The organism is Pseudomonas sp. OST1909 (genome assembly GCF_015277575.1).
GTDB lineage: Bacteria > Pseudomonadota > Gammaproteobacteria > Pseudomonadales > Pseudomonadaceae > Aquipseudomonas > Aquipseudomonas synxantha_A.
The window spans coordinates 36,155-56,339 of the sequence record NZ_CP063780.1; the positions used below are offsets into that span (position 1 = coordinate 36,155).

A 20,185-nucleotide genomic window follows, 5' to 3' on the forward strand; every position below is an offset into this window, starting at 1 on the left:
TCGGCCATGGGCCTGCATTTGAATCAAGGCGACGACGAACTCGTCGAGAACCACGAAATCAACGTTACGCCGTTTATCGACGTGATGCTGGTGCTGCTGATCATCTTCATGGTGGCAGCACCGTTGGCCACTGTGGACATCAAGGTTGACCTGCCCGCCTCCAGCGCCAAGCCGGCGCCGCGGCCGGAGAAGCCGATTTTCCTCAGCGTCAAGGCGGATCAACGCCTGTTCCTGGGCGAAGAAGAGGTCAAGGCTGAAACCCTGGGGCCGGTGCTCGACGCCAAGACTCAGGGCAAGAAAGACACGACGATCTTCTTCCAGGCCGACAAGGGCGTGGACTACGGTGACCTGATGAGCGTGATGGATGCCCTGCGGGCAGCCGGCTACCTCAAGGTAGGCCTGGTCGGACTTGAGACGGCAGCCAAGAAATGATCACGACGCGCCACAAACTGACGCGTTACGGCACCAGCCTCGCCGTCGTGCTGGGCGTGCATGCCGTCGCGATCATCATCGCCCTCCAATGGTCCGCGCCGCAGGTGATCCAGTTGCCGCCGGCCGCGATGGTCATCGACCTGGCGCCGCTGCCAGCGCCACCGCCGCCGCCGGCACCGCCCAAGGTCGTGGCGCCACCGCCGCCACCGGTTGAAGAGCTGCCCCTGCCGAAATTGGCCGAGGCGCCCAAACCGACGATCCAGGTGCCCAAGCCGGTCAAGCCCAAACCCAAGCCGCAACCGCCCAAGCCCGTGGAGAAAAAGCCCGATCCGCCCAAGGAGAAACCGTCCGAGGAGCCACCGAGCGAAACGCCGCCGAGCAACGCGCCTGCGCAAAAATCCGCCCAGCCCGCTCCCGGTCCTTCGGCACAACAGCTTGCCGCCCAGGCATCCTGGCAAAGTACCCTGCTGGCGCACCTGCAGAAGTACAAGAAGTACCCGCCGGGCGCCCAGCAACGTGGCAAGGAAGGCATGAACCGCTTGCGCTTCGTGGTCGATGGCGAAGGCAATGTACTGTCCTACGAACTGGAAGGCCGCTCCGGCAACGCCGACCTGGACCGTGCGACCCTGGAGATGATCCGCAAGGCTCAACCCTTGCCCAAACCGCCTGCCGACTTGTTGAAAAACGGCAGTGTCGAACTGGTTGCGCCCTTCGTTTACAACATCGATAAACGTCGCCGCTAGCAGAGCAATGTGGGAGGGGCTCGCACCCTCCCGCATCGTCTTTCACCGCGACAACAATTTCCGACATTCCCCACTCAATCCCCAGCAAAGTTCTGATAACGTGCGTCTATCGATTGCAGCCGGTATGCTTGGCCCGCAACTTCATGGACGCCCGCTATGACTCTTACAGAATTACGCTACATCGTGACCCTCGCCCAAGAACAGCACTTCGGCCATGCCGCCGAGCGTTGCCACGTCAGCCAGCCGACGCTGTCGGTGGGCGTGAAAAAGCTTGAAGACGAACTCGGTGTGCTGATTTTCGAGCGCAGCAAGAGCGCCGTGCGCCTCACCCCAGTGGGCGAAGGCATCGTTGCCCAGGCCCAGAAGGTCCTGGAACAAGCGCAAAGCATTCGCGAGCTGGCCCAGGCCGGCAAGAACCAGCTGACCGCACCGCTCAAGGTTGGCGCGATCTACACTGTCGGCCCTTACCTGTTCCCGCACCTGATCCCGCAACTGCACCGCGTCGCGCCGCAGATGCCGCTGTATATCGAAGAAAACTTCACCCACGTGCTGCGCGACAAACTGCGCAACGGCGAGTTGGACGCGATCATCATCGCCCTGCCGTTCAACGAGGCGGACGTGCTGACCCTGCCGCTCTACGACGAGCCGTTCTACGTGCTGATGCCGGCCTCGCACCCGTGGACCAAAAAGGACACCATCGACGCCGGCCTGCTCAACGACAAGAGCCTGCTGCTGCTCGGCGAAGGCCACTGCTTCCGCGACCAGGTACTGGAAGCCTGCCCGACCCTGACCAAGGGCAACGACGGCGCCAAGCACACCACGGTGGAATCCAGCTCCCTGGAAACCATTCGCCATATGGTCGCTTCCGGCCTGGGTATTTCGATCCTGCCGCTGTCAGCGGTAGACAGCCATCACTACGCTCAAGGCGTGATCGAAGTTCGCCCACTCACGCCTCCGGTGCCGTTCCGTACCGTGGCGATCGCCTGGCGCGCCAGCTTCCCACGCCCCAAGGCAATTGAGATTCTCGCCGACTCGATCCGCCTGTGTTCGGTGGCCAAGCCGCCCGCTGCGAGCTAAGCAACCGTATGACTGAGCTGTCGCAGGTGTCGGTGACGGCACTCAAGGGTGTCGGTGACGCCATGGCCAAGAAGTTGGCCAAGGTCGGCCTGGAAAACCTCCAGGACGTGCTGTTCCACTTGCCCCTGCGTTATCAGGACCGCACCCGCGTCGTGCCCATCGGCCATTTGCGCCCAGGCCAGGATGCGGTGGTCGAAGGCACTGTCAGCGGCGCTGACGTGGTGATGGGCAAGCGCCGCAGCCTGGTGGTGCGCCTGCAGGATGGTACTGGCGGCTTGAGCCTGCGCTTCTACCATTTCAGCAACGCGCAGAAAGAAGGCCTCAAGCGTGGCACCCGTGTGCGCTGCTACGGCGAGGCACGTCCCGGTGCATCGGGCCTGGAGATCTATCACCCGGAATACCGCGCCATCACCGGCGACGAACCGCCACCGGTGGACACCACCCTCACGCCAATCTACCCGCTGACCGAGGGCCTGACCCAGCAACGCCTGCGCCAACTGTGCATGCAGACCCTGACCCTGCTCGGCCCGCAAAGCTTGCCCGACTGGCTGCCGTTGGAGCTGGCGCGTGACTATCAACTGGCGCCCCTGGCCGATGCGATTCGCTATCTTCATAACCCGCCGGCAGATGCCGACGTGGACGAACTCGCCCTCGGCCATCACTGGGCCCAGCATCGCCTGGCCTTCGAAGAGCTGTTGACCCACCAACTGTCCCAGCAGCGCCTGCGTGAAAGCATGCGTTCCCTGCGTGCGCCGGCGATGCCCAAGGCTACGCGGCTGCCCGCGCAATACCTGGCCAACCTCGGCTTTGCGCCGACCGGAGCACAGCAGCGCGTGGGCAATGAGATCGCCTACGACCTCAGCCAGCAAGAACCCATGCTGCGCCTGATCCAGGGCGACGTGGGCGCAGGCAAAACCGTGGTCGCCGCCCTCGCCGCCTTGCAAGCACTAGAGGCGGGTTACCAAGTCGCGCTGATGGCGCCGACAGAAATTCTCGCCGAACAACACTTCATCACCTTCAAGCGCTGGCTCGAGCCGCTGGGCCTGGAAGTGGCGTGGCTGGCCGGCAAGCTCAAAGGCAAGAACCGTGCGAGCGCCCTGGAGCAAATCGCTGCCGGCGCGCCGATGGTGGTAGGCACCCATGCGCTGTTCCAGGACGAAGTGCAGTTCAAGAACCTCGCGCTGGTGATCATCGACGAGCAGCATCGCTTCGGCGTGCAACAGCGTCTGGCCCTGCGCCAGAAAGGCGTGGGCGGGCGCATGAATCCGCACCAGTTGATCATGACCGCCACCCCGATCCCGCGCACCCTGGCCATGAGCGCCTACGCCGACCTCGACACCTCGATCCTCGATGAACTGCCGCCCGGGCGTACGCCGGTCAACACCGTGCTGGTCACCGACACCCGGCGCGTCGAAGTGATCGAGCGCGTACGCGGCGCCTGCGCCGAAGGCCGCCAGGCGTACTGGGTCTGTACCTTGATTGAAGAGTCCGAAGAGCTGACCTGCCAGGCCGCCGAAACCACTTACGAAGACCTCACCAGCGCCCTGGGCGAACTCAAGGTCGGACTGATCCATGGCCGCATGAAACCGGCAGAGAAAGCCGCAGTGATGGCCGAGTTCAAGGCCGGTAACCTGCAATTGCTGGTGGCTACCACGGTGATCGAAGTGGGCGTAGACGTGCCCAACGCCAGCCTGATGATCATTGAAAACCCCGAGCGCCTTGGCCTGGCGCAACTGCACCAATTGCGCGGCCGCGTCGGCCGGGGCAGCGCTGCCAGCCATTGCGTGCTGTTGTATCACCCGCCGCTGTCGCAGATCGGCCGCCAGCGCCTGGGCATCATGCGCGAAACCAACGACGGGTTTGTCATCGCCGAAAAAGACCTCGAACTGCGCGGCCCGGGTGAAATGCTCGGCACGCGCCAGACCGGTCTGCTGCAATTCAAGGTCGCTGACCTGATGCGTGACGCCGACTTGTTGCCTGCTGTGCGCGACGCCGCACAAGCCTTGTTGGAACGCTGGCCCGAACATGTCAGCCCGCTGCTGGATCGCTGGCTGCGGCACGGGCAGCAATACGGCCAAGTGTGACGCCCGACGCACTTATCCGACCATCACCCGTATCAAGCTGGTTATACTCCAATGACTGTAAGAAATTGGATCAGGCCATGTCAGAAGTTGCCCTCGCCACAGCCCCACTGACCGCCCCGCCGGTCATTCGGGCGCTGCTCGCAAAGCTCGCCGTCCCCTACACGGAAGTCGCCGAACACGCGGGCCTGAACCCTGCGCGAAAGGTCCAGGCGGTGCTGCTTGAGGATGCGGTCGGCGCACTCATGGTGCTGTTCCCACAAAGCCAGTTGCTTGACCTCAACCGCCTCACCGAACTCACTGGTCGCCGCCTTACGGCCGTAGCCCCGGAGCGCGTCGAGCGTATGCTTGGCAAGCATGACCTGAGCCTGCTGCCCGGGTTGCCGCCGCTCACCAGTTCACCGTGCCTGTATGAAGGCAGCCTGCTCAACGAACCGAGCCTGCTGGTGCATTCGGGCGAAGCCGGGCTGTTGCTGGAAATCCCCAGTGACGCCTTCAAGAGCCTGCTCACCAAGGCCAGTGCCGCCCAGTTCGGCGAGCCATTGAGCAACATTCGCCCGAACCTGGACCGCCCCAATGATGACCGCGAGGAAATCACCCAGGCGATGCAGGCGTTCACCGCCCGCCGCATTCAGCAACGCCTGGAAGCGACCATCGAGATTCCACCGCTGGCCGACACGGCGCAGAAGATCATCAAGCTGCGCGTCGATCCCAACGCCACCATCGATGACATCACCGGCGTGGTGGAAACCGACCCGGCGCTGGCCGCCCAAGTGGTGAGCTGGGCTGCGTCGCCCTACTACGCCTCGCCGGGCAAGATCCGTTCAGTCGAAGACGCCATCGTGCGCGTACTGGGCTTCGATCTGGTGATCAACCTGGCGCTGGGCCTGGCACTGGGTAAAACCCTGAGCCTGCCCAAAGACCGTCCGCATCAGTCAACTCCGTACTGGCATCAGTCGATCTACACCGCTGCCGTGATCGAGGGACTGACCCGCGCCATGCCCCGTGCCCAGCGCCCGGAAACCGGCCTGACCTACCTGGCCGGGCTGTTGCACAACTTCGGCTATCTGCTGCTGGCCCATGTGTTCCCACCGCATTTCTCGCTGATCTGCCGACACCTGGAGGTCAACCCGCACCTGTGCCACAGCTATGTCGAGCAACATTTGCTGGGGATCAGCCGCGAGCAGATTGGTGCGTGGCTGATGCGCTACTGGGACATGCCGGATGAACTGTCCACGGCCCTGCGCTTTCAGCACGATCCGACCTATGACGGTCAATATGCCGAGTATCCGAACTTGGTGTGTCTGGCGGTGCGATTGTTGCGTAGCCGGGGGATTGGATCGGGGCCAGATGAGGCGATTCCGGATGCGTTGCTGGAGCGTTTGGGCTTGAGCCGGGAAAAAGCTGAGGAAGTGGTCGCCAAGGTGTTGGATGCCGAGGTGCTGTTGCGCGAGTTGGCATCGCAGTTCAGCCAGGGCTAAATCTTTCACCTGATAAACCGCTATCGCAGGCAAGCCAGCTCCCACAGTTGACCGAGTTCCAGCGTTGGAACGCAGCCAGACTGTGGGAGCTGGCTTGCCTGCGATGAATCCAACTCGGTATACCTGAAAACCCTACTTCTTTTTCTTCGGCTTCAAATACTTGGTCAACCCCTGAAACCAGATCACCAACGCCGGGTTGCCCTTGATCTGGATCGACTTGTCCTGAATCCCCGTCATGAACGCCAGTTGCTTGTTCTTCGCCTGCATCGTGGCAAAACCGTAGGCGGCATCTTTGAAGGCAATCGCAAAGGCAGGCTCAGGGTGAACACCTGAACGGCTGGTGATGCGCTGGTCTTTGACAATGAAGTGACGGGCAACCTTGCCGTCGAGGGTCTGCAGCTGGAAGGCCAGGTCTTTGTCACCCAGTTGCTGCTGGAAGGCGGGATTGGTGCGGCTGGCTTTGCCCATCATCAGGCCAAGCACCCACAGGAGAAGACGAAATTTCATGCACACGGCCTCGGTGTATTTATTGGAGTGGCCGCAGCAGTGTAACGATTTGCAAATAGAACGCCACCGATCTTGCGCTTTAGGCACAGATCGGCTGGCGTTTAACGCTTATAGCAACAAGTACTTAGACGTTAGGGCAAGGTACCGGCGCCCAGTCAACCAGGTTCGGGTTGGTGCAGTTGAGCTTGAGCTGCGAATCACCTGCGTTGGCTACCTGCTTGCTTTCAGCTTGCTTGGCCTGGGCCGTTTGCAAGGTCTTCTCGGTGGTGACCGCTTCTTTCGGCACGGTTGGCAGCACCGGCTTTTTCGGTGGCTTGGTGCCCGCGCCTTTCTTCTTGGTCGGCGTCACGACAGGCGCCACTTCGGCCTGTGCCACGGTAACTACGTCGGCACGCTGCACACCGACTTGTTGCAGGTCTTTTTCGTAAGCCTGGGTGTAGTTGTTCAGGTCTTCGCCGGCTTTGCCGTTGACTGCGACGATCAGGTCATTGGATTCCTTGAGGCCCGCAACGATTTCCGCCAGGCGCTTGCGGCCTTCGGTATCGTTGACGGTCTTGGCCTTGCGGTCGGCCACAAGCTTGGTGAACGCACTCTGGTAGCACTGCTGCGACGCCTTGGCGTAGGCGGTGCTGCGGTCGATGTCGGAGACGCTTTTATTCACGTCAGCGGCATAGGAGGCGATGCGCTGGTTGTCATCGGCGATCTGCTTCTGACGTTCGGTGTAGTAACCCGCCGCGCCGCCGGCCAGGGCGCCACCGGCAGCACCGATGGCGGCATTACGGCCACGTTTTTCCTTGTCGCCGGTCAGGGCACCCAACAACGCACCGCCAGCCGCGCCGATGGCGGCACCGGTCACCACCGACTTGGTCATGTTCGAATCGGTGGCACGCAGGTGCTGCACCGGCTCGTAGCAGTTGGGGTAGTACTCGACCTTGGTGCTCGACGCGACCTTGGACGCAGGCGACGTAGCGCAACCGGTCAACACGGTGCTGAAACCGGCCGCGATCAGCAGCAGGTGACGCTTGGAAACCGACTTACGGGAAAAAAGCATAGATGTGATCTCTGTTAAGTTTGACTTGCCCAGCACGGCCCACCGCCGCCTGAGTCCCTTCCAAGCTCGCTAGACAGCCAACGATCAAGACCGCTGACCGCTCGCTGCGAGCAATTCCTTCAAGATCGTTGCCGGGTCGGCCCGCTGTTGCTTGCGGTAGTTGCCGACATGGCGAACGAACAGTGTTGCGCGCGTCACCAGGCTCTTGCCGAGCACTGGCTTGCGATCCAACTCTTCCTTGACCCGTTGAAACTGCGCCTGGATCACCGCATCGGTGTAGCGCGTGCCGGTGGCCAGGTTGTCGATATAAATCGCCACCGCGCCGTCCAGAGCGCTGCGTCCATTGGCAATGGCGGTGGCGAACAGCTGCGCGCTGGCTTCGTCCTTGCTGTCCACGGCCTGCTGGCGACTCTTCTGCAGGTTGGCCAGGCGAATGTTGTAGTTGCTGATGGTCTCGGCCACCAACGCCGCCGACTGGATCAGGTTGCCCGCGGCCTCTTCGCGCTGCTGGGCGATCAGCGAAACGTTGCGCTTGAGCTCTTCGTTGACCAGGCCCAGCTCGGCTTGCAGCTTGGGGTCGACGCTGGCGGCGATGATGCTGTCCAGGCGCTTGGTCGGGTCCTGGGCGTCGTCGATGGCGTCAGTCAATGAGGCCAGGCGCCCTTCCTTCTGCCATTGGGCAAACAATTCCTTGTAACGCGAGCGCGGTGCCGACAGTGCGCCAATCGCCACGCGAAAGCCGGTGGTCTCGTTGCTTTGCTCAGTGCCATCGGCCGCAAACAATGGGTATTCGCGGCGCATACCGGTGAACAAGGTGCCCTCGCCTTCCAGGTAATTGCCGCCCTTGACCACAAAGCCGCCATAGGTGCCCTGGCGTCGGCCGGCATGTACCAGCTGGAACGATTCCTGGACCATTTCCGCAGCGTTGCCGATCACGTCGAACAGGCCGATGGGGTTGGGCAATTTGGTGCCGATGGGCATCAGCCGTGCCGCCTGACCGGTGCCGCCAGCGACCTGGTTGAACACCGCGTAATCAGCCAGCGGGCCATCGCTTTCGCTGCCCTCGGCGCGCCGTGGATACAAGCGGCCTTCCAGGTCCTGACGGCTAACCGCCTGGCCGCCGCGTGCGGCGTACTCCCACTCAACCTCGGTAGGCAGGCGCACAAAGCCCAGGCCGCCGTCTTCGGCCGAGGCGCCACGCCCGCTCACCGGCAACAACTCGCGGTGGTATTTCATCAGCCAGGCGCTGTACACCGCCGAAAAACGCTCGGCTTCAAAACGCGACAGCTTCACCTTGGGCAACCGCCCGGCCATGCCGGTGGGCGCGTCACACGCCGGTGCCGGTTCACCGCTGGCCAGGGATTGCGCCTGGCCCATCACCTGGGCGTATTGGCGTGCGGTCACTTCGTACTTGCCGATGAAGTACAGCATGGGCTTGAGTGGGGTCTTGGCGTCGGTCTTTGGCATCAGCGGCGCGATGACCTTGTTCCAGGCCTTGGGCAAGTCCTTGAGGGTGAACTGGCCGTTGATGAAGTCGCGGCGGTAACCGGAAATAAACGACTGCTGGTAACCGGCCTCGCCTTCGGCAAAGGGGTAGCCGAGGCTGACTTCGCGGTCATCCAGGGTGCCCTGGGCCAGCACGTAGGCGTAGCGGAACACCATGTTGCCTTCGCACGGCAGCGGCAGGCTCACGTCGTCCGGCAACGGTTTGGGATTGTCGAGCTTGTCGCTTGCCTCATCCGCCCAGGCCAGCGAGGCCAGGCTCAGCGCCACGCAGGCGCCCAGTAACTTATACATCTCTGATTCCTTCAGAAGCCTGGATACGCGCCACCCGCCACCCCCCACAGGCCGCCGCCACGGCGCTGACGCCGAGCACGGCAGCCAGGGCCAGGCCGTAGTGACGCGCCAACAGATGGCTGGCGTACTCGCCCGGCACCTGCACGAAGAGTTGATTCAAACCCGCTTCGGCCAGGCCATAAAGCCCGACACTGAGCAAGCCCGCAAAACCGGCGCTGTACAGCGCCTGCAACAGCACAAACAGCAACAGCGCGCCGGTGGAAAACCCAAGCAGGCGCAACACTGACAATTCCCGGCGCTTGCGCGCGACCGCCGCCAACGCGCCGGCAAAAATCGCCGCAAAGGCTCCGGCCAGGGCCAACCCGGCGATGATCCAGAACACAATCGACAGGTTGCGGCTCAACGACTGCACCTGGGCGATAGTGTGCGCCTGGGTCGACACCAGCAGGTTCTGCCCGGCGAAATACACCCGCAGCGGTTCCACATCACTGAGGCTGCGCGCATACAGGCGAAACGCCGGATAGATACGCTGTTCGCTCACGCCCGCCACCTCGCCGTCCCAATGCAACGCCGGCACCGCACGGCCATCGCGATAATCTTCCGCCGCTTCCAGCAGCGCTAAATCAGTCAACAGTCCATCACGGGCAAATGCTTCCAACGGCAACACCGCCAGCACTTGCAACCGCGTGCGCTGGGCCTCGACGCGCCCCGCCACTTGCCGCGCAAAGCTGGTTTCCAGCCAGTCTCCGGGCCTTGCTGCAAGCTTTTCGGCAGCGGTATGGCTGAGCACAATCTGATCCAAACCGTGAGGCATCGGTAAGCCTGCCAACAACGGATCACCCGCTGCGGTTGGCAACATTTCCAGGGTCAGCGCGCCCACTTGGGCCGTTGCCGCAATCTGCCGTGTGCGCGGCAAAGCAAACGCCACATCGCTGCGCTGCCCCAACTGCTCGATAAACGCTGCGCTGAATCGGCCACCGCCTAACGGGATAATTTCACGGGTAGCCGGATCGGTCTCCAAGCGTTCGGTCAAACTGCTAACCAGTCCAAATTTCAGGCCGAATAACACCAGCAATGGCGCGATAACCGCTACCAGCGCCAGCACCGAACAGGCCGACAGCCAACCGTCGTTGCGATAGTCCTGCCAGGCGAGTGAGGCAAGCAGACCGATGCGCATCAGCACGCCTCCCCGAGGGTTGCGGTGACGCCGCCGTCAGCATCGCGACGGCAACCGATACGCCGCACCTGCAAGCCACTGGCGCGGGCCAGGGGTTCGTCATGGGTGGCGATCACACAGGCCGCCCGCTGTTCACGGGCCCGGGCCAGCAGCGCCTGCATCACCCGCTCGGCGTTGAGCGGGTCGAGGGAAGCGGTCGGCTCATCCGCCAGCACCAGTTGCGGCGCATGGGCCAGGGCGCGGGCACAACTCACGCGCTGGCGCTGGCCCACCGACAACGCCGCCGGGCGCTTGGCCAACTGATCGCTGACCTGCAACTGCTCGGCCAGACGCGCCACGCTGCCGTCGTCCTTCAAGCCCAGCAATTGCCGGGACAACGTGATATTTCCGCGCACATCCAGAAATCCCAGCAGCCCACCGGTTTGCGGCACATAGCCCAAGTGCTGGCTGCGCAACGCGGCCAAGGCGGATTGCCGGTCGGCACGCCACAGCGCGCCGATGTCCTGCTGGTTGAACGCAAACTGCCCGACCTGATCCGGCGCCAACACCAGCGCCAGCAGATCCAGCAACGTGCTTTTGCCGCAACCACTGGGGCCGACAATCGCCAGTTGTTCGCCCGCTTGCAGGTGCAACGCCGGAATCACCAGGCTGTAGCGCTGGCTACCAACGCCCCGGCTCTTGTGCACTGCGCTCAGGTTCAACATTACGGCAGCGTCGACAGCGGCACGCGGTACAACGCATCACCCGGTTCGGCGTCGCCGAAACGGACCCAGTTGGCCACGTCGTTATGGAAGGTTTCATACAGGCGGATTTTCGAATCCAGCTCGTCGATAAAGTCTTCCTGCTCGGCCACGCTCAACGACAACCACAAATCCTGGGTCATGTTCAGCGACTTGCTGCGGTACGGCAGGCCCTCCAGGTATTCACCGAGCAGACCACCGTCGGCCAGGTTACCGCCCTTGCGCAGGGCTTGGGGGTCTCGGCTCATGTAGGCCGAGGCGCTGGCGATTTCCTGGAAGAAATCCTTGGGCGAGCTTTGGGTTTTGCGCGCCGCATCCACGACCAACTTCAGCGACTGTTGCAGGTCATTGAGTTGCAGCTTGGTCAGCATCACGCACACCTGGAACGCTGGCAGTGCCGGGTTGGTCAGGTCGCGGTCGGCGGTCCAGGCGCTGACCAGTTGCGGCGCCTGGCTGGCGGTTTTGCGCCCGAGGAAGTCCATGTGCATGGCATAACCGACCGCGGTGGATTTGTCCGCCAGACTTGGCGCCGAACCGAGCAGCGGCACCGGTTGCGGCGTGTTGTTGCGCACCTGATGCACCAGGTCGGCGAACACTGTACCGATCTCATCGACGCGCTCACCCAGCTTGCGCACATCGCCTCCCGGCACTGGCGTGTACAGGTCACCGATCTGCGGATTGGCGTCGGCGGTGAGGATGCGGTACTGGCTCTCGGCACCGGCGTGGGTTTTCTTGCCGACATCGGTGCGCAGGTGCAGCGCGTAGATCTTGATCTGCTTGCCGAGTGCGGCCTGACGCACTTCGGCTTCGTTCATCTGGGTAGCGGCGAAAGGGTCGTTCTTGCGCAGCGCACCCGCGTCGGTGACCAGCAGGATGATGCGCCCGCCATAGCCCGACCAGTCCATGCCATCCACCGCTTGCATCACCCCGGCAAACGCATCTTCGTTGAAGGAATGGCTGGAGACGGTTGAGGCTTTGACCTGGCGCGCCATATCGAGGAAGCGCTGCGGATCGCGCCCCTGGTCGAGGCTGATCAGGGTCTTGGCGACGTACTCAAGGCCAGGGGTTTTCTTGATGCTGCTGCGAAAGCCGACCAGGCCGAAGCTGACGCTGTCCAGTTCGCCGCGCTCGGCGATACGGGTTTGCAGCTCGTGTACCACGTCGCGGATCTGGTCGATGTAGGGCTGCATCGACACCGTGGTATCCACCACCAGCACCACGGCGGTGCGGAATGCATCGGCATTGGCGCTGAGCGTCGGGGTTGCCGGTTTGGCAGCCGCGCTGCGGCCTGGGTCGATGGAGGCCACGTTGAGCAACTGCACCGGCTGGCCGTTTTCGTCGAAGCTCTCTTTTGAGTCGAAAATCGGCAACAGGTAGAACTGGTTTTGCGGCACCGCGCTGGCTGTCGGCTCAAGGGCCAGGACTTGCTGGTTGTCCTCAGGGTTGTTCTGCGCCTTGGTCAGCACGCTTTTCGCGGCAGCAGGATCGGCCAACAGTTTCTCCACCTCGCCGGATTGGCGCAGGAACATCACGGGCGCACGCCCCGAGCGCTCGGTGAACTTGAGCACCAGGCTTTGTTTCCAGTCGCTGACCTGGGCGGCCGGCAACCAACCGTCGCTGCGCCCATCGGTGGCGGCGCCCACGCGTACCCACGGGCTGCCATCCACTTCCTTGCGCTGGTACACGTAGAGCACGGAAAACGCCGGCAACGCCTTACCCGGCGTGCTGCCCGCGTCTGCTGAAAGCTGGGCGCCGGGCTTGCTGAGTACGCGCTGGAACAGGGTCTTCTTGCCCGCCATCAGCAACGGGCGTTGACCGCCATCCACTGCAGCGACAGCCACCGGTGGCGTCACCGTGGGCACCACGGCGGCTGGCGGCTGAGCCGGTTCATCGCTGCCACTCAACCACCAGTAGCTGGCGCCACCAATGGCCAACGCGACGGCGACCGCCACGGCGGCCAAGGCCAATACCGGACCACGGTGCTGCTCGGAGGGGGCACTGTGCTGGGTCGGCGTTACCACCGGTTGGCGCACTATTGGCTGCGGCTGCGGTTTATCAGTCGGAATGTCGATGGTGACGGGGGTCATGCCTGCCAGATCAAAGCTCAATGGAATCGGCAGCGGCCGTACCAGCGTGGCGTCCGATTCATCCGCCGGCAGTTGATCCAGCGCCAACAACAACGCTGCCGCATCCGGATAACGCTGCGCCGGGTCTTTGGCCAACAACTTGCGCAGCACACCCTGGTAACGCCCGTGATGCACAGGCAATTCCGGCAACGGCTCAGTCAGGTGCGCCAGCGCAGTGGAAAGCGCATCGGTGCCGCTATAGGGCAGCTTGCCGACGAGGATTTCATACAGCACCACACCGAGTGCGTAGAGATCGGCGCGCCCGTCGATCTCCTGGCCCCGCGCCTGCTCGGGGCTCATGTAGCTGGGTGTACCCACGGCAAACCCGGCCTGGGTGAATTGGGTGCGGTCGTCCAGCGACTTGGCGATACCAAAGTCGGAAAGTACTGCGGTGCCATCGGCGCGGAACAGAATATTCGCCGGTTTGACGTCGCGGTGCACCAAGCCCTGGGCATGGGCATAACCCAGCGCCGAGGCGATCTGACGGATCAGCGTCACCCCCTGCTCCGGCGTCAGGCCGGCAGCGATGCGCTCCTTGAGCGTGCCGTTGGGCAGGTATTCCATGGCCATGTAATACAGCTCACCGACGTTGCCGATGTCATGGATAGTCACCGTGTGCGGGTGCGAAAGGCGCGCCAGGGTCTTGCCCTCACGCAGGAAGCGCTCGCAGAAACTCGGATCGGCCGCCAGCGCCGCGGCCATCACCTTCAACGCTACCTTGCGCTCCAGCGAACGCTGGGTCGCCAGGTACACGCTGGCCATGGCGCCTTCGCCGATCTCGCCTTCGATGTCATAACCTGGAATGACAATGTTCATGACGAAACCTTCACGACGAGGGTGGTGATGTTGTCCGGTGCGCCGCGATTGAGCCCCAGGTGCACCAGGCTGCGCACGATTTCATCCGGTGCGTCATGGCTGAGCACGTCGCGGATTTCGCGGTCTTCGACGGTCTTGTTCAGGCCGTCGCTGCACAACAGGTAGCTGTCGCCGGGAGCAATCAACAGTTCGACCGACGCCACGTCCAGTTGCGCTTCCACGCCGACAGCGCGGGTGACGATATTGGAGCGCGGATGAGTGCGGGCGTCAGCTTCGCTGAGCAAGCCGCTGTCTTGCAGGTCCTGCACGTAGCTGTGGTCGCGGGAGATGCTTTCCAGCACGCCGTCACGCAGGCGATACAAGCGACTGTCGCCGGCCCACAGGCACACACCGCGCAAGCCACGGGCGGCAAATACCACTACCGTACTGCCCATCATGGTCACGCCACGGTTGGCGGTTTCTTCGCGTACAGCGGTGTTGATGCGCAGCAGGTCATTGCGCAGCGCCGCGGTGTATTCGTCGAGGGAGCGGCCCAGCGGCACATGGCGCAGGCTGTCGACGATCAAGCTGCTGACATAGTCCCCCGCGGCGTGCCCGCCCATGCCATCGGCCACCACCCACAGGCGGTTTTCCGGCAGGTCCAGAAAGGCATCTTCGTTGACTTGGCGAACCATGCCCACATGGCTTTTGCTCGCGGATTTGTACGTCGCGCCCATCTACACCACACCTTCTTGTCCGAGCAAAAACTGCGCAAAATCATCGGCGGCAGGCAAGCCCTGGCACCGTAATAAACCAGGTGAAATACGTTGCGAACCACGGCCCCACCACAGGCTCGCGCCCTCGCACGCCTGTTCGGCCAGTGCGGTCATGCGCTGATGGGGCACCGTAACGGCCACGCGCTGCAGGCCGGCGAAACGGCTGTCGACCGCACGCGGCTCACTCGCAGGAAAGCCCAGGGCGTCGAGACCCGCGTTGAAACTTTCGAAGGTAGCGCCACTGTCCAGGGTGCTGAGCAACAGCTCTTCGGCCTGCTCGAACCAGGCGTCCGGCCCGCCCACCAGGGAGGCGGGGTTGGTGTCGTGATCCAGCAAGGTGACCACGGCCAGCGGAAAATACCGCCCGACCCGATCAATGCTCGGCATCACCACGCCCGCCGCGGCATCGGGCCCGCATACGCCCGGCGCCAGTACAAAGCGCCACAACGGGCTGACCAGGTACACGTTGAGCCAGTCACCGCCCAGGCTGTTCTGGCTGGCGAGCAAACCCGCCGCCAGCCAGCTGTCCCACGGGCCGATAAAACTCTGGGGCAAGGCGCGGCTGACAAAATCCCCGCGACTGGCCAACTTGCCGTAGAAACCCACAGTCGTCATAGCCGCTCCGGCAGGCTGAAACCGCTGAGCACGCGGCTCTTGAACGGGTTGAAGGCACTGTTGGCGCGCAGCTCGTAGGCGATGCTCGCACCATCGACCCGCAGGCGCAGGTTGAAGCGGTCCGGCGAATTGCCCGCGGTGAGATCCGATTGCTCCAGCAGACGGAACCAGGCCCACGGGCCGTCCAGCGTGATGCCGGAGCGACCACTGGCCGACGGCGGCATGATGGAAATACGCACCACGCCGATGCTGCCGGGGTTCGGCCATTGCATCGCCACCGGGCGGCTCGGGCCGTGGTCGTAGCTCAACTGCTGGCCATCCAGATCAAGCAGAAACTGGGTGATGGTCGGGTCCATCGACACCGGCTTGAGCTCGAAACGCACGATGGGCTGGGTACCCCCGGACCTGAAGAACGCATCGCGAATTGTCGCCGCCCGCTGGAAGGTTTGCAGCACGCCCGGGGCAATCCCCAGCTTCTGCGCCGCGCCCGGTTGCCAGCGCCAGGTCTGTGCCGATGTATCCACATACGGCTGCAGGTATTTGCGGAAGTAGTTGTCCATCACCCCGCCCACGCCGAAGAACTGGCCGAAGTCATCCAGGGTGGCGTCCCGCGCACTGCCCGGCGACATCGGATAGCGACCGGCCAACGACTGGCGATACACGTTGACCACTTCGCTGACCCAGGCCGCGTTCAGTTGGTTGCGTACCCCGCCCATCATGCTGTTGGTGGTGGAATTGACCACCGACTTGACCATGCCCTGCACCAGCGGCGGCTGACGCTCGGCATTCAGGCTGACCCGCGTGGCCGCAGCCGCCGCCTGGTTCTTGGCCTCGCCGAGCAGTGCATCACCGCTGGCGCCGACCATGGCGCTGACCTGCACATACAGCGCATTCATGTCCGACAGCAGGCCGTCGATGGCCGCCGGTTCGCCTTCGTTTTTGCTGACGATGCTGTTGAGTTCGGCAAAGTGCGCGGTCACCGGATCCTCCGACGCTGCCGGGGCATTCGCCGTCGGTTGCTCCTGGCCAAGCAAGCTGCCAAGGCGCTCTTTGAGCTTGTCGACGCCACCTTCCACCGGTACACCCTTGGCCGCCAACTGGCGCTCTTCGGCTTGCAGGTCGGTTTCCCTGGCGACCGCCACCAGCAGCTTTTTCAGCGGCGAGGTCGGGCCGGAAATCACCCGCAGCACGTCGGCGGCCTGGGCCACGCTGGTGATCGGCACAAAGTCGATGTCGGCAAGCAGTGCATCCCACTGACGCTGGTAGTCCTGGAAGTACAAGCGACGCACATCCGCGGCCAGGCTCACCACGTTCTGCTGATCGGCCTGTTCGTGGCCCAGCACCCATTGTTCCTCGGCCAGGGTGCCGGTCTGGTTCAGGCTGCTCAGCAAGAACGCCTGACGATAGCCCTTGGCAGTGAAGAAGCCACTCAACGGCTCACCCAACGGCTTGCCGCTTTTGCGGCTGAACACCAGCGCGGCGTCACGTCCAGCGGCTTCGTTGAGACGAAAGTCCGGGATGCCTTCGGGCAGTTTCTGGCGCTTGACCCGGTCATACACGCGCTGGGCCACCGGCAGTTGCTGCAACTGGCGTCGCAGGTCATCGATCAAGCGTGGGTCCAGGCGAGCACTCGGCGGGTGCCGTTCGAACAGCGCTTGCAGGTGCCCGGCCAGCGCCTGACGCTGATCGGCCGGAAGGTCGCGGGGCAGGTTGCGGTCCCAGTCCAGGGCGATCCAGGCCTTGATAAAGTCCGGATCGTAATGCTCGGTGTCGGCGAGCATCAGGTAGGCCTTGAGGCCCTCGTAGAGGAAGTCGGAGTTACCGCCGCCGTGCAGTTGCTCTTCGATGCGCGTCACCAAACGTGGCGCGAACACGGCGATCAACAGCTTGCGGTAGACACTGGCGGATTCGGCTTCAAGCATATCGCCCTGATACAGCCCCAGCCCTTCGGACCAGCTCGGCGAATCCCCCGCGAGGTTCTTCACCGCGTTCAGCAGTGGTAGCACCGCGAGCACTTCGCGTTGTGCCGGGCTCAGGTTCTGCACGGTCTGGCCCAGGGGCGCAACTTTCTGATCGACCTGGGCGATATACGCCTGGTTGGCGCGATAACTCACCCACCACAGGCTGCTGACCACCACGACCAGCGCAACGGTGGCCGCCAGCACACCACGTGCAATCCACTTGCGGCGCCGTTCGACCTTTGGGTTCACACCCACCAAACCACGCTCGGCAAAGGCCACAGCGGTGAAGAGTTTTTCGATGAAGTAACTGCGCCCGGTGCCGCTCTGACGCGCCAGGTGCTGGCGGTCCAGGTTCATGCTCTGGGCCATGGCGCCGATCAGGCGGTCAATCGGGCTGCCTTCCTGGGTGCCGCTGGTGAAATACACACCACGCAGCAACACGCGCTCTTCAAAGGCGTTGGGCTTGAACACACCTTCAAGGAAGCTTTGCAGACAGTCCTTCAACGCGCCGAACTGCTGCGGGAAACCGTAGATCAGGTCGCGGCGCGCCGGGTCGCGTTCCTGTTGCAGGCGCTCGACCAGGCGTTCGTTGAGGCGCTGCTCCAGCCCGGCGAATTCGCTTTGCAGGTGCGCCAACGGGCTGTCGCTGTGCTTGCCGTCGTCCAGGGCGAAGGTCATGCCCCATACCTGGGCGCGCTCTTCCTTGCTCAGGTTGTCGAAGAACTCCATGAAGCCCGGCACCAGGTCGAGCTTGGTGAGCATCAGGTAGATGGGGAAACGCACGCCCAACTGGGTGTACAGCTCCTGGATACGCAGACGAATCGCGGCGGCATGGGCGGCGCGCTCGGCGTCTGTGCCCAGCAGCAAATCCGACAGGCTGATGGCGATAAACGCACCATCGATGGGTCGGCGCGAACGTTGCTTTTTCAGCAGGTCAAGAAAGCCCAGCCACGCGGCTTTATCCACCGTCGAGTTGCTGTCCTGGGTGGTGTAGCGGCCCGCGGTATCGAGCAAAACGGCCTGATCGGTAAACCACCAGTCGCAGTTACGCGTACCACCGACGCCGCGCACGGCACCGGCGCCCAACTGCGCCGCCAGCGGAAAATGCAGCCCGGAATTGACCAGTGCGGTGGTCTTGCCCGAACCCGGCGGGCCAATGATCACGTACCACGGCAGCTCGTAAAGGTTGCGGCGTTCGTCACCGCCGAGCTTGGCTTTTTTCAGCAGCGTCAGGGCTTCATCCATGCGCTGGCGCAAGGTCGACAACTCTTCGGCAGTGGCAACACTGTTGGGATCAGCCGGGGTTTCGGCGGCCAGGCTGCGCATCACCTCGGCGGCCTGGCGGCGGGCCTGGATGATACGGAACACGCGGTAGACGAGCCACAGCGCAAATACCAGAATGATCAGCGCCCAACGTCGCCCCTCGGGCATCAACACGTCGAGCAACGGCCCGACAAACCAGATGATCAGGCTCAGGGCAATCAGGCCCAGAACGGGGATTACCCAGCGAATCATGAAACTGAAAAACGCCTTCACTCGACGCCCTCCGCCAGTACGGTGATTTCAACCCGACGATTGCGGGCACGGCCTTCGGCAGTCCCGTTGCTCGCCAGCGGCTCGGTGTCGCTACGGCCTTCGGCGCTGAAGCGATCAGCCTGGCCGGTCTTGGCCGCGAGGATCTCCAGCACCGACTTGGCCCTGGCTTCGGACAGCGCCCAGTTCGACGGGAAGCGCAGCGTGGCGATCGGGCGGTTGTCGCTATGGCCGGTGACACGCACCTGGCCCTTGACCTTGCGAATGGCATCAGCGATGCGCAGCATCAGCGGCTGGTAAGCATCGACAATGCTGGAGCTGGCGGAGGCGAACAGCTCATCGCCACGAATGGTCACCACCGAACGGTCAACCTTGTCTTCCACGGCCACGCGACCGGCCTTGATGTCTTCGGCCAGGAAGCCGGCCAGGCGCGGCCGCTCGATCACTTTTGGCTGCGCCACCGGACGGTCGATGGCCTGTACCGGGATCTCGCCCAGGGCATGGATATTCTTGAACACCGGCTCGGCGTCCGAGGCCAGTTTCATGCGCAGGCCAAACAACAACGCCAGCAATAGCGCTAGACCAATCGCCACAGCGATCCACGGCGGCATGAATTGCGCCAGGCGATCACGGGCCACGGTCACGCCGCGCCAGTGCGGCGACAGCTCACGCTCGTGTTCGCCACGGGCACTGCGAATCGCTGCGGCGGTGCGCTCGCGCAAGGCTTCCAATTGGCTGCGACCGTCGGTCATCACGCGGTAGCGGCCTTCGAAACCCAGGCACATGCACAGGTACAACAGCTCCAACAGGTACAGGCGTTCCCGTGGGCTTTGCAGGCAGTGGTCGAGCAACTGGAAGACCTTTTCACCGCCCCAGGCTTCGTTGTGCACGGTGATCAGCAGGCTTTGCTTGCCCCAATCACTGGTGCTGCCCCACGGCGTGCTCAACACCGCTTCATCCAGGGCGGTGCACAGCGCGTAACGGGCCAGCAGCACTTCGTTGCGCGCCACACCAGCCGCTTCGGCGCGTTCTTCGAACTGGCGCAGATAGGCCAACAACTGCGCCCGCAGGCTGGCTGGCGCCGGGTGGGCGATGGTGTTGCGCAGCCGCGTCAGCAACGCCAGTAAAGGGCCGGCGGCGCTTTCCAGCGGGTTCAGGCCGTGGCTCTTGCCAGTGAGGATCGGCGCAGCCGGCATCGACAGCGGCGCCGGTTCTGCGCGTGCAGGCTCCGGCGCTCGGCCACCCGGGCGCGGCATGAACTGGGTGCGGTCATCGTCATTGGGATGCATCGCG

Annotated in this window: 15 protein-coding genes; 5 read left to right on the plus strand and 10 right to left on the minus strand. The window is 63.4% G+C overall.

Translation table 11 applies throughout. The features are described from left to right. Positions 1 to 6 precede the first annotated feature (6 nt). The 5 genes from exbD to IH404_RS00210 all read left to right on the plus strand — a co-directional run bounded on the left by exbD (position 7) and on the right by IH404_RS00210 (position 5,814). On the plus strand, positions 7 to 432 hold the full coding sequence (gene exbD, locus IH404_RS00190; RefSeq protein ID WP_003195519.1) for a TonB system transport protein ExbD: 426 nt from the start codon (positions 7 to 9) through the stop codon (positions 430 to 432). Further along, complete coding sequence (locus tag IH404_RS00195) at positions 429 to 1,175, plus strand: energy transducer TonB (RefSeq protein WP_005792493.1); 747 nt, start codon at positions 429 to 431, stop codon at positions 1,173 to 1,175. The genes exbD and IH404_RS00195 overlap by 4 nt, the downstream gene beginning before the upstream one ends. Before the next feature lie 156 nt (positions 1,176 to 1,331). Further along, positions 1,332 to 2,252, plus strand: coding sequence for a hydrogen peroxide-inducible genes activator (locus tag IH404_RS00200; RefSeq protein ID WP_032878710.1), 921 nt, complete (start codon positions 1,332 to 1,334; stop codon positions 2,250 to 2,252). Between the two features lie 8 nt (positions 2,253 to 2,260). Then, the gene (recG, locus tag IH404_RS00205) at positions 2,261 to 4,336 is read left to right on the plus strand and encodes an ATP-dependent DNA helicase RecG (RefSeq protein ID WP_194439582.1); all 2,076 of its coding nucleotides are present in this window, start codon (positions 2,261 to 2,263) and stop codon (positions 4,334 to 4,336) included. A gap of 77 nt (positions 4,337 to 4,413) precedes the next feature. Further along, positions 4,414 to 5,814: an aminoacyl-tRNA deacylase and HDOD domain-containing protein gene (locus tag IH404_RS00210; protein WP_194439584.1), complete on the plus strand. Its 1,401-nt coding sequence runs from the start codon at positions 4,414 to 4,416 to the stop codon at positions 5,812 to 5,814. Between the two features lie 132 nt (positions 5,815 to 5,946). Here the strand turns inward: IH404_RS00210 and IH404_RS00215 are convergent, their stop codons facing one another. From IH404_RS00215 to IH404_RS00260, 10 genes are all read right to left on the minus strand, one after another. Next, entirely contained in the window at positions 5,947 to 6,321 is a 375-nt protein-coding gene (locus IH404_RS00215; protein WP_032803751.1) for a hypothetical protein, read from the minus strand. A gap of 124 nt (positions 6,322 to 6,445) precedes the next feature. Beyond that, the gene (tagQ, locus tag IH404_RS00220; RefSeq protein ID WP_005792498.1) at positions 6,446 to 7,372 is read right to left on the minus strand and encodes a type VI secretion system-associated lipoprotein TagQ; all 927 of its coding nucleotides are present in this window, start codon (positions 7,370 to 7,372) and stop codon (positions 6,446 to 6,448) included. 84 nt (positions 7,373 to 7,456) lie between these two features. Then, on the minus strand, positions 7,457 to 9,169 hold the full coding sequence (locus IH404_RS00225; protein ID WP_005792499.1) for an SUMF1/EgtB/PvdO family nonheme iron enzyme: 1,713 nt from the start codon (positions 9,167 to 9,169) through the stop codon (positions 7,457 to 7,459). Further along, entirely contained in the window at positions 9,162 to 10,346 is a 1,185-nt protein-coding gene (locus IH404_RS00230) for a hypothetical protein (RefSeq protein WP_005792500.1), read from the minus strand. The genes IH404_RS00225 and IH404_RS00230 overlap by 8 nt, the downstream gene beginning before the upstream one ends. Next, complete coding sequence (locus IH404_RS00235; protein ID WP_194439586.1) at positions 10,346 to 11,050, minus strand: ABC transporter ATP-binding protein; 705 nt, start codon at positions 11,048 to 11,050, stop codon at positions 10,346 to 10,348. The genes IH404_RS00230 and IH404_RS00235 overlap by 1 nt, the downstream gene beginning before the upstream one ends. Then, positions 11,050 to 14,028 carry a serine/threonine-protein kinase gene (locus IH404_RS00240; protein ID WP_194439588.1) on the minus strand — a complete coding sequence of 993 codons (2,979 nt, stop codon included), beginning with the start codon at positions 14,026 to 14,028 and terminating at the stop codon, positions 11,050 to 11,052. Before IH404_RS00240 ends, IH404_RS00235 begins: the two co-directional genes overlap by 1 nt. Then, the gene (locus IH404_RS00245) at positions 14,025 to 14,744 is read right to left on the minus strand and encodes a protein phosphatase 2C domain-containing protein (protein WP_005792503.1); all 720 of its coding nucleotides are present in this window, start codon (positions 14,742 to 14,744) and stop codon (positions 14,025 to 14,027) included. Before IH404_RS00245 ends, IH404_RS00240 begins: the two co-directional genes overlap by 4 nt. Continuing rightward, positions 14,745 to 15,398 (minus strand): type VI secretion system-associated protein TagF, encoded by a 654-nt coding sequence (tagF, locus tag IH404_RS00250; RefSeq protein WP_194439591.1) that lies wholly within the window; start codon positions 15,396 to 15,398, stop codon positions 14,745 to 14,747. Then, positions 15,395 to 18,895, minus strand: a complete 3,501-nt coding sequence (gene tssM / locus IH404_RS00255; protein WP_194439593.1) for a type VI secretion system membrane subunit TssM — start codon at positions 18,893 to 18,895, stop codon at positions 15,395 to 15,397. Before tssM ends, tagF begins: the two co-directional genes overlap by 4 nt. Further along, a complete protein-coding gene (locus IH404_RS00260; protein WP_005792506.1) occupies positions 18,892 to 20,181 on the minus strand; it encodes a DotU family type VI secretion system protein in 1,290 nt (429 codons plus the stop codon). Before IH404_RS00260 ends, tssM begins: the two co-directional genes overlap by 4 nt. Between the last annotated feature and the right edge of the window lie 4 nt (positions 20,182 to 20,185).

What these genes read in the sequence shown, in the direction of transcription:
- exbD (WP_003195519.1), top strand. Translation starts at nt 7, where the DNA reads ATGGGCCTGCATTTGAATCAAGGCGACGACGAACTCGTCGAGAACCAC.
- IH404_RS00195 (WP_005792493.1), top strand. Translation starts at nt 429, where the DNA reads ATGATCACGACGCGCCACAAACTGACGCGTTACGGCACCAGCCTCGCC.
- IH404_RS00200 (WP_032878710.1), top strand. Translation starts at nt 1,332, where the DNA reads ATGACTCTTACAGAATTACGCTACATCGTGACCCTCGCCCAAGAACAG.
- recG (WP_194439582.1), top strand. Translation starts at nt 2,261, where the DNA reads ATGACTGAGCTGTCGCAGGTGTCGGTGACGGCACTCAAGGGTGTCGGT.
- IH404_RS00210 (WP_194439584.1), top strand. Translation starts at nt 4,414, where the DNA reads ATGTCAGAAGTTGCCCTCGCCACAGCCCCACTGACCGCCCCGCCGGTC.
- IH404_RS00215 (WP_032803751.1), bottom strand. Translation starts at nt 6,321, where the DNA reads ATGAAATTTCGTCTTCTCCTGTGGGTGCTTGGCCTGATGATGGGCAAA.
- tagQ (WP_005792498.1), bottom strand. Translation starts at nt 7,372, where the DNA reads ATGCTTTTTTCCCGTAAGTCGGTTTCCAAGCGTCACCTGCTGCTGATC.
- IH404_RS00225 (WP_005792499.1), bottom strand. Translation starts at nt 9,169, where the DNA reads ATGTATAAGTTACTGGGCGCCTGCGTGGCGCTGAGCCTGGCCTCGCTG.
- IH404_RS00230 (WP_005792500.1), bottom strand. Translation starts at nt 10,346, where the DNA reads ATGCGCATCGGTCTGCTTGCCTCACTCGCCTGGCAGGACTATCGCAAC.
- IH404_RS00235 (WP_194439586.1), bottom strand. Translation starts at nt 11,050, where the DNA reads ATGTTGAACCTGAGCGCAGTGCACAAGAGCCGGGGCGTTGGTAGCCAG.
- IH404_RS00240 (WP_194439588.1), bottom strand. Translation starts at nt 14,028, where the DNA reads ATGAACATTGTCATTCCAGGTTATGACATCGAAGGCGAGATCGGCGAA.
- IH404_RS00245 (WP_005792503.1), bottom strand. Translation starts at nt 14,744, where the DNA reads ATGGGCGCGACGTACAAATCCGCGAGCAAAAGCCATGTGGGCATGGTT.
- tagF (WP_194439591.1), bottom strand. Translation starts at nt 15,398, where the DNA reads ATGACGACTGTGGGTTTCTACGGCAAGTTGGCCAGTCGCGGGGATTTT.
- IH404_RS00260 (WP_005792506.1), bottom strand. Translation starts at nt 20,181, where the DNA reads ATGCATCCCAATGACGATGACCGCACCCAGTTCATGCCGCGCCCGGGT.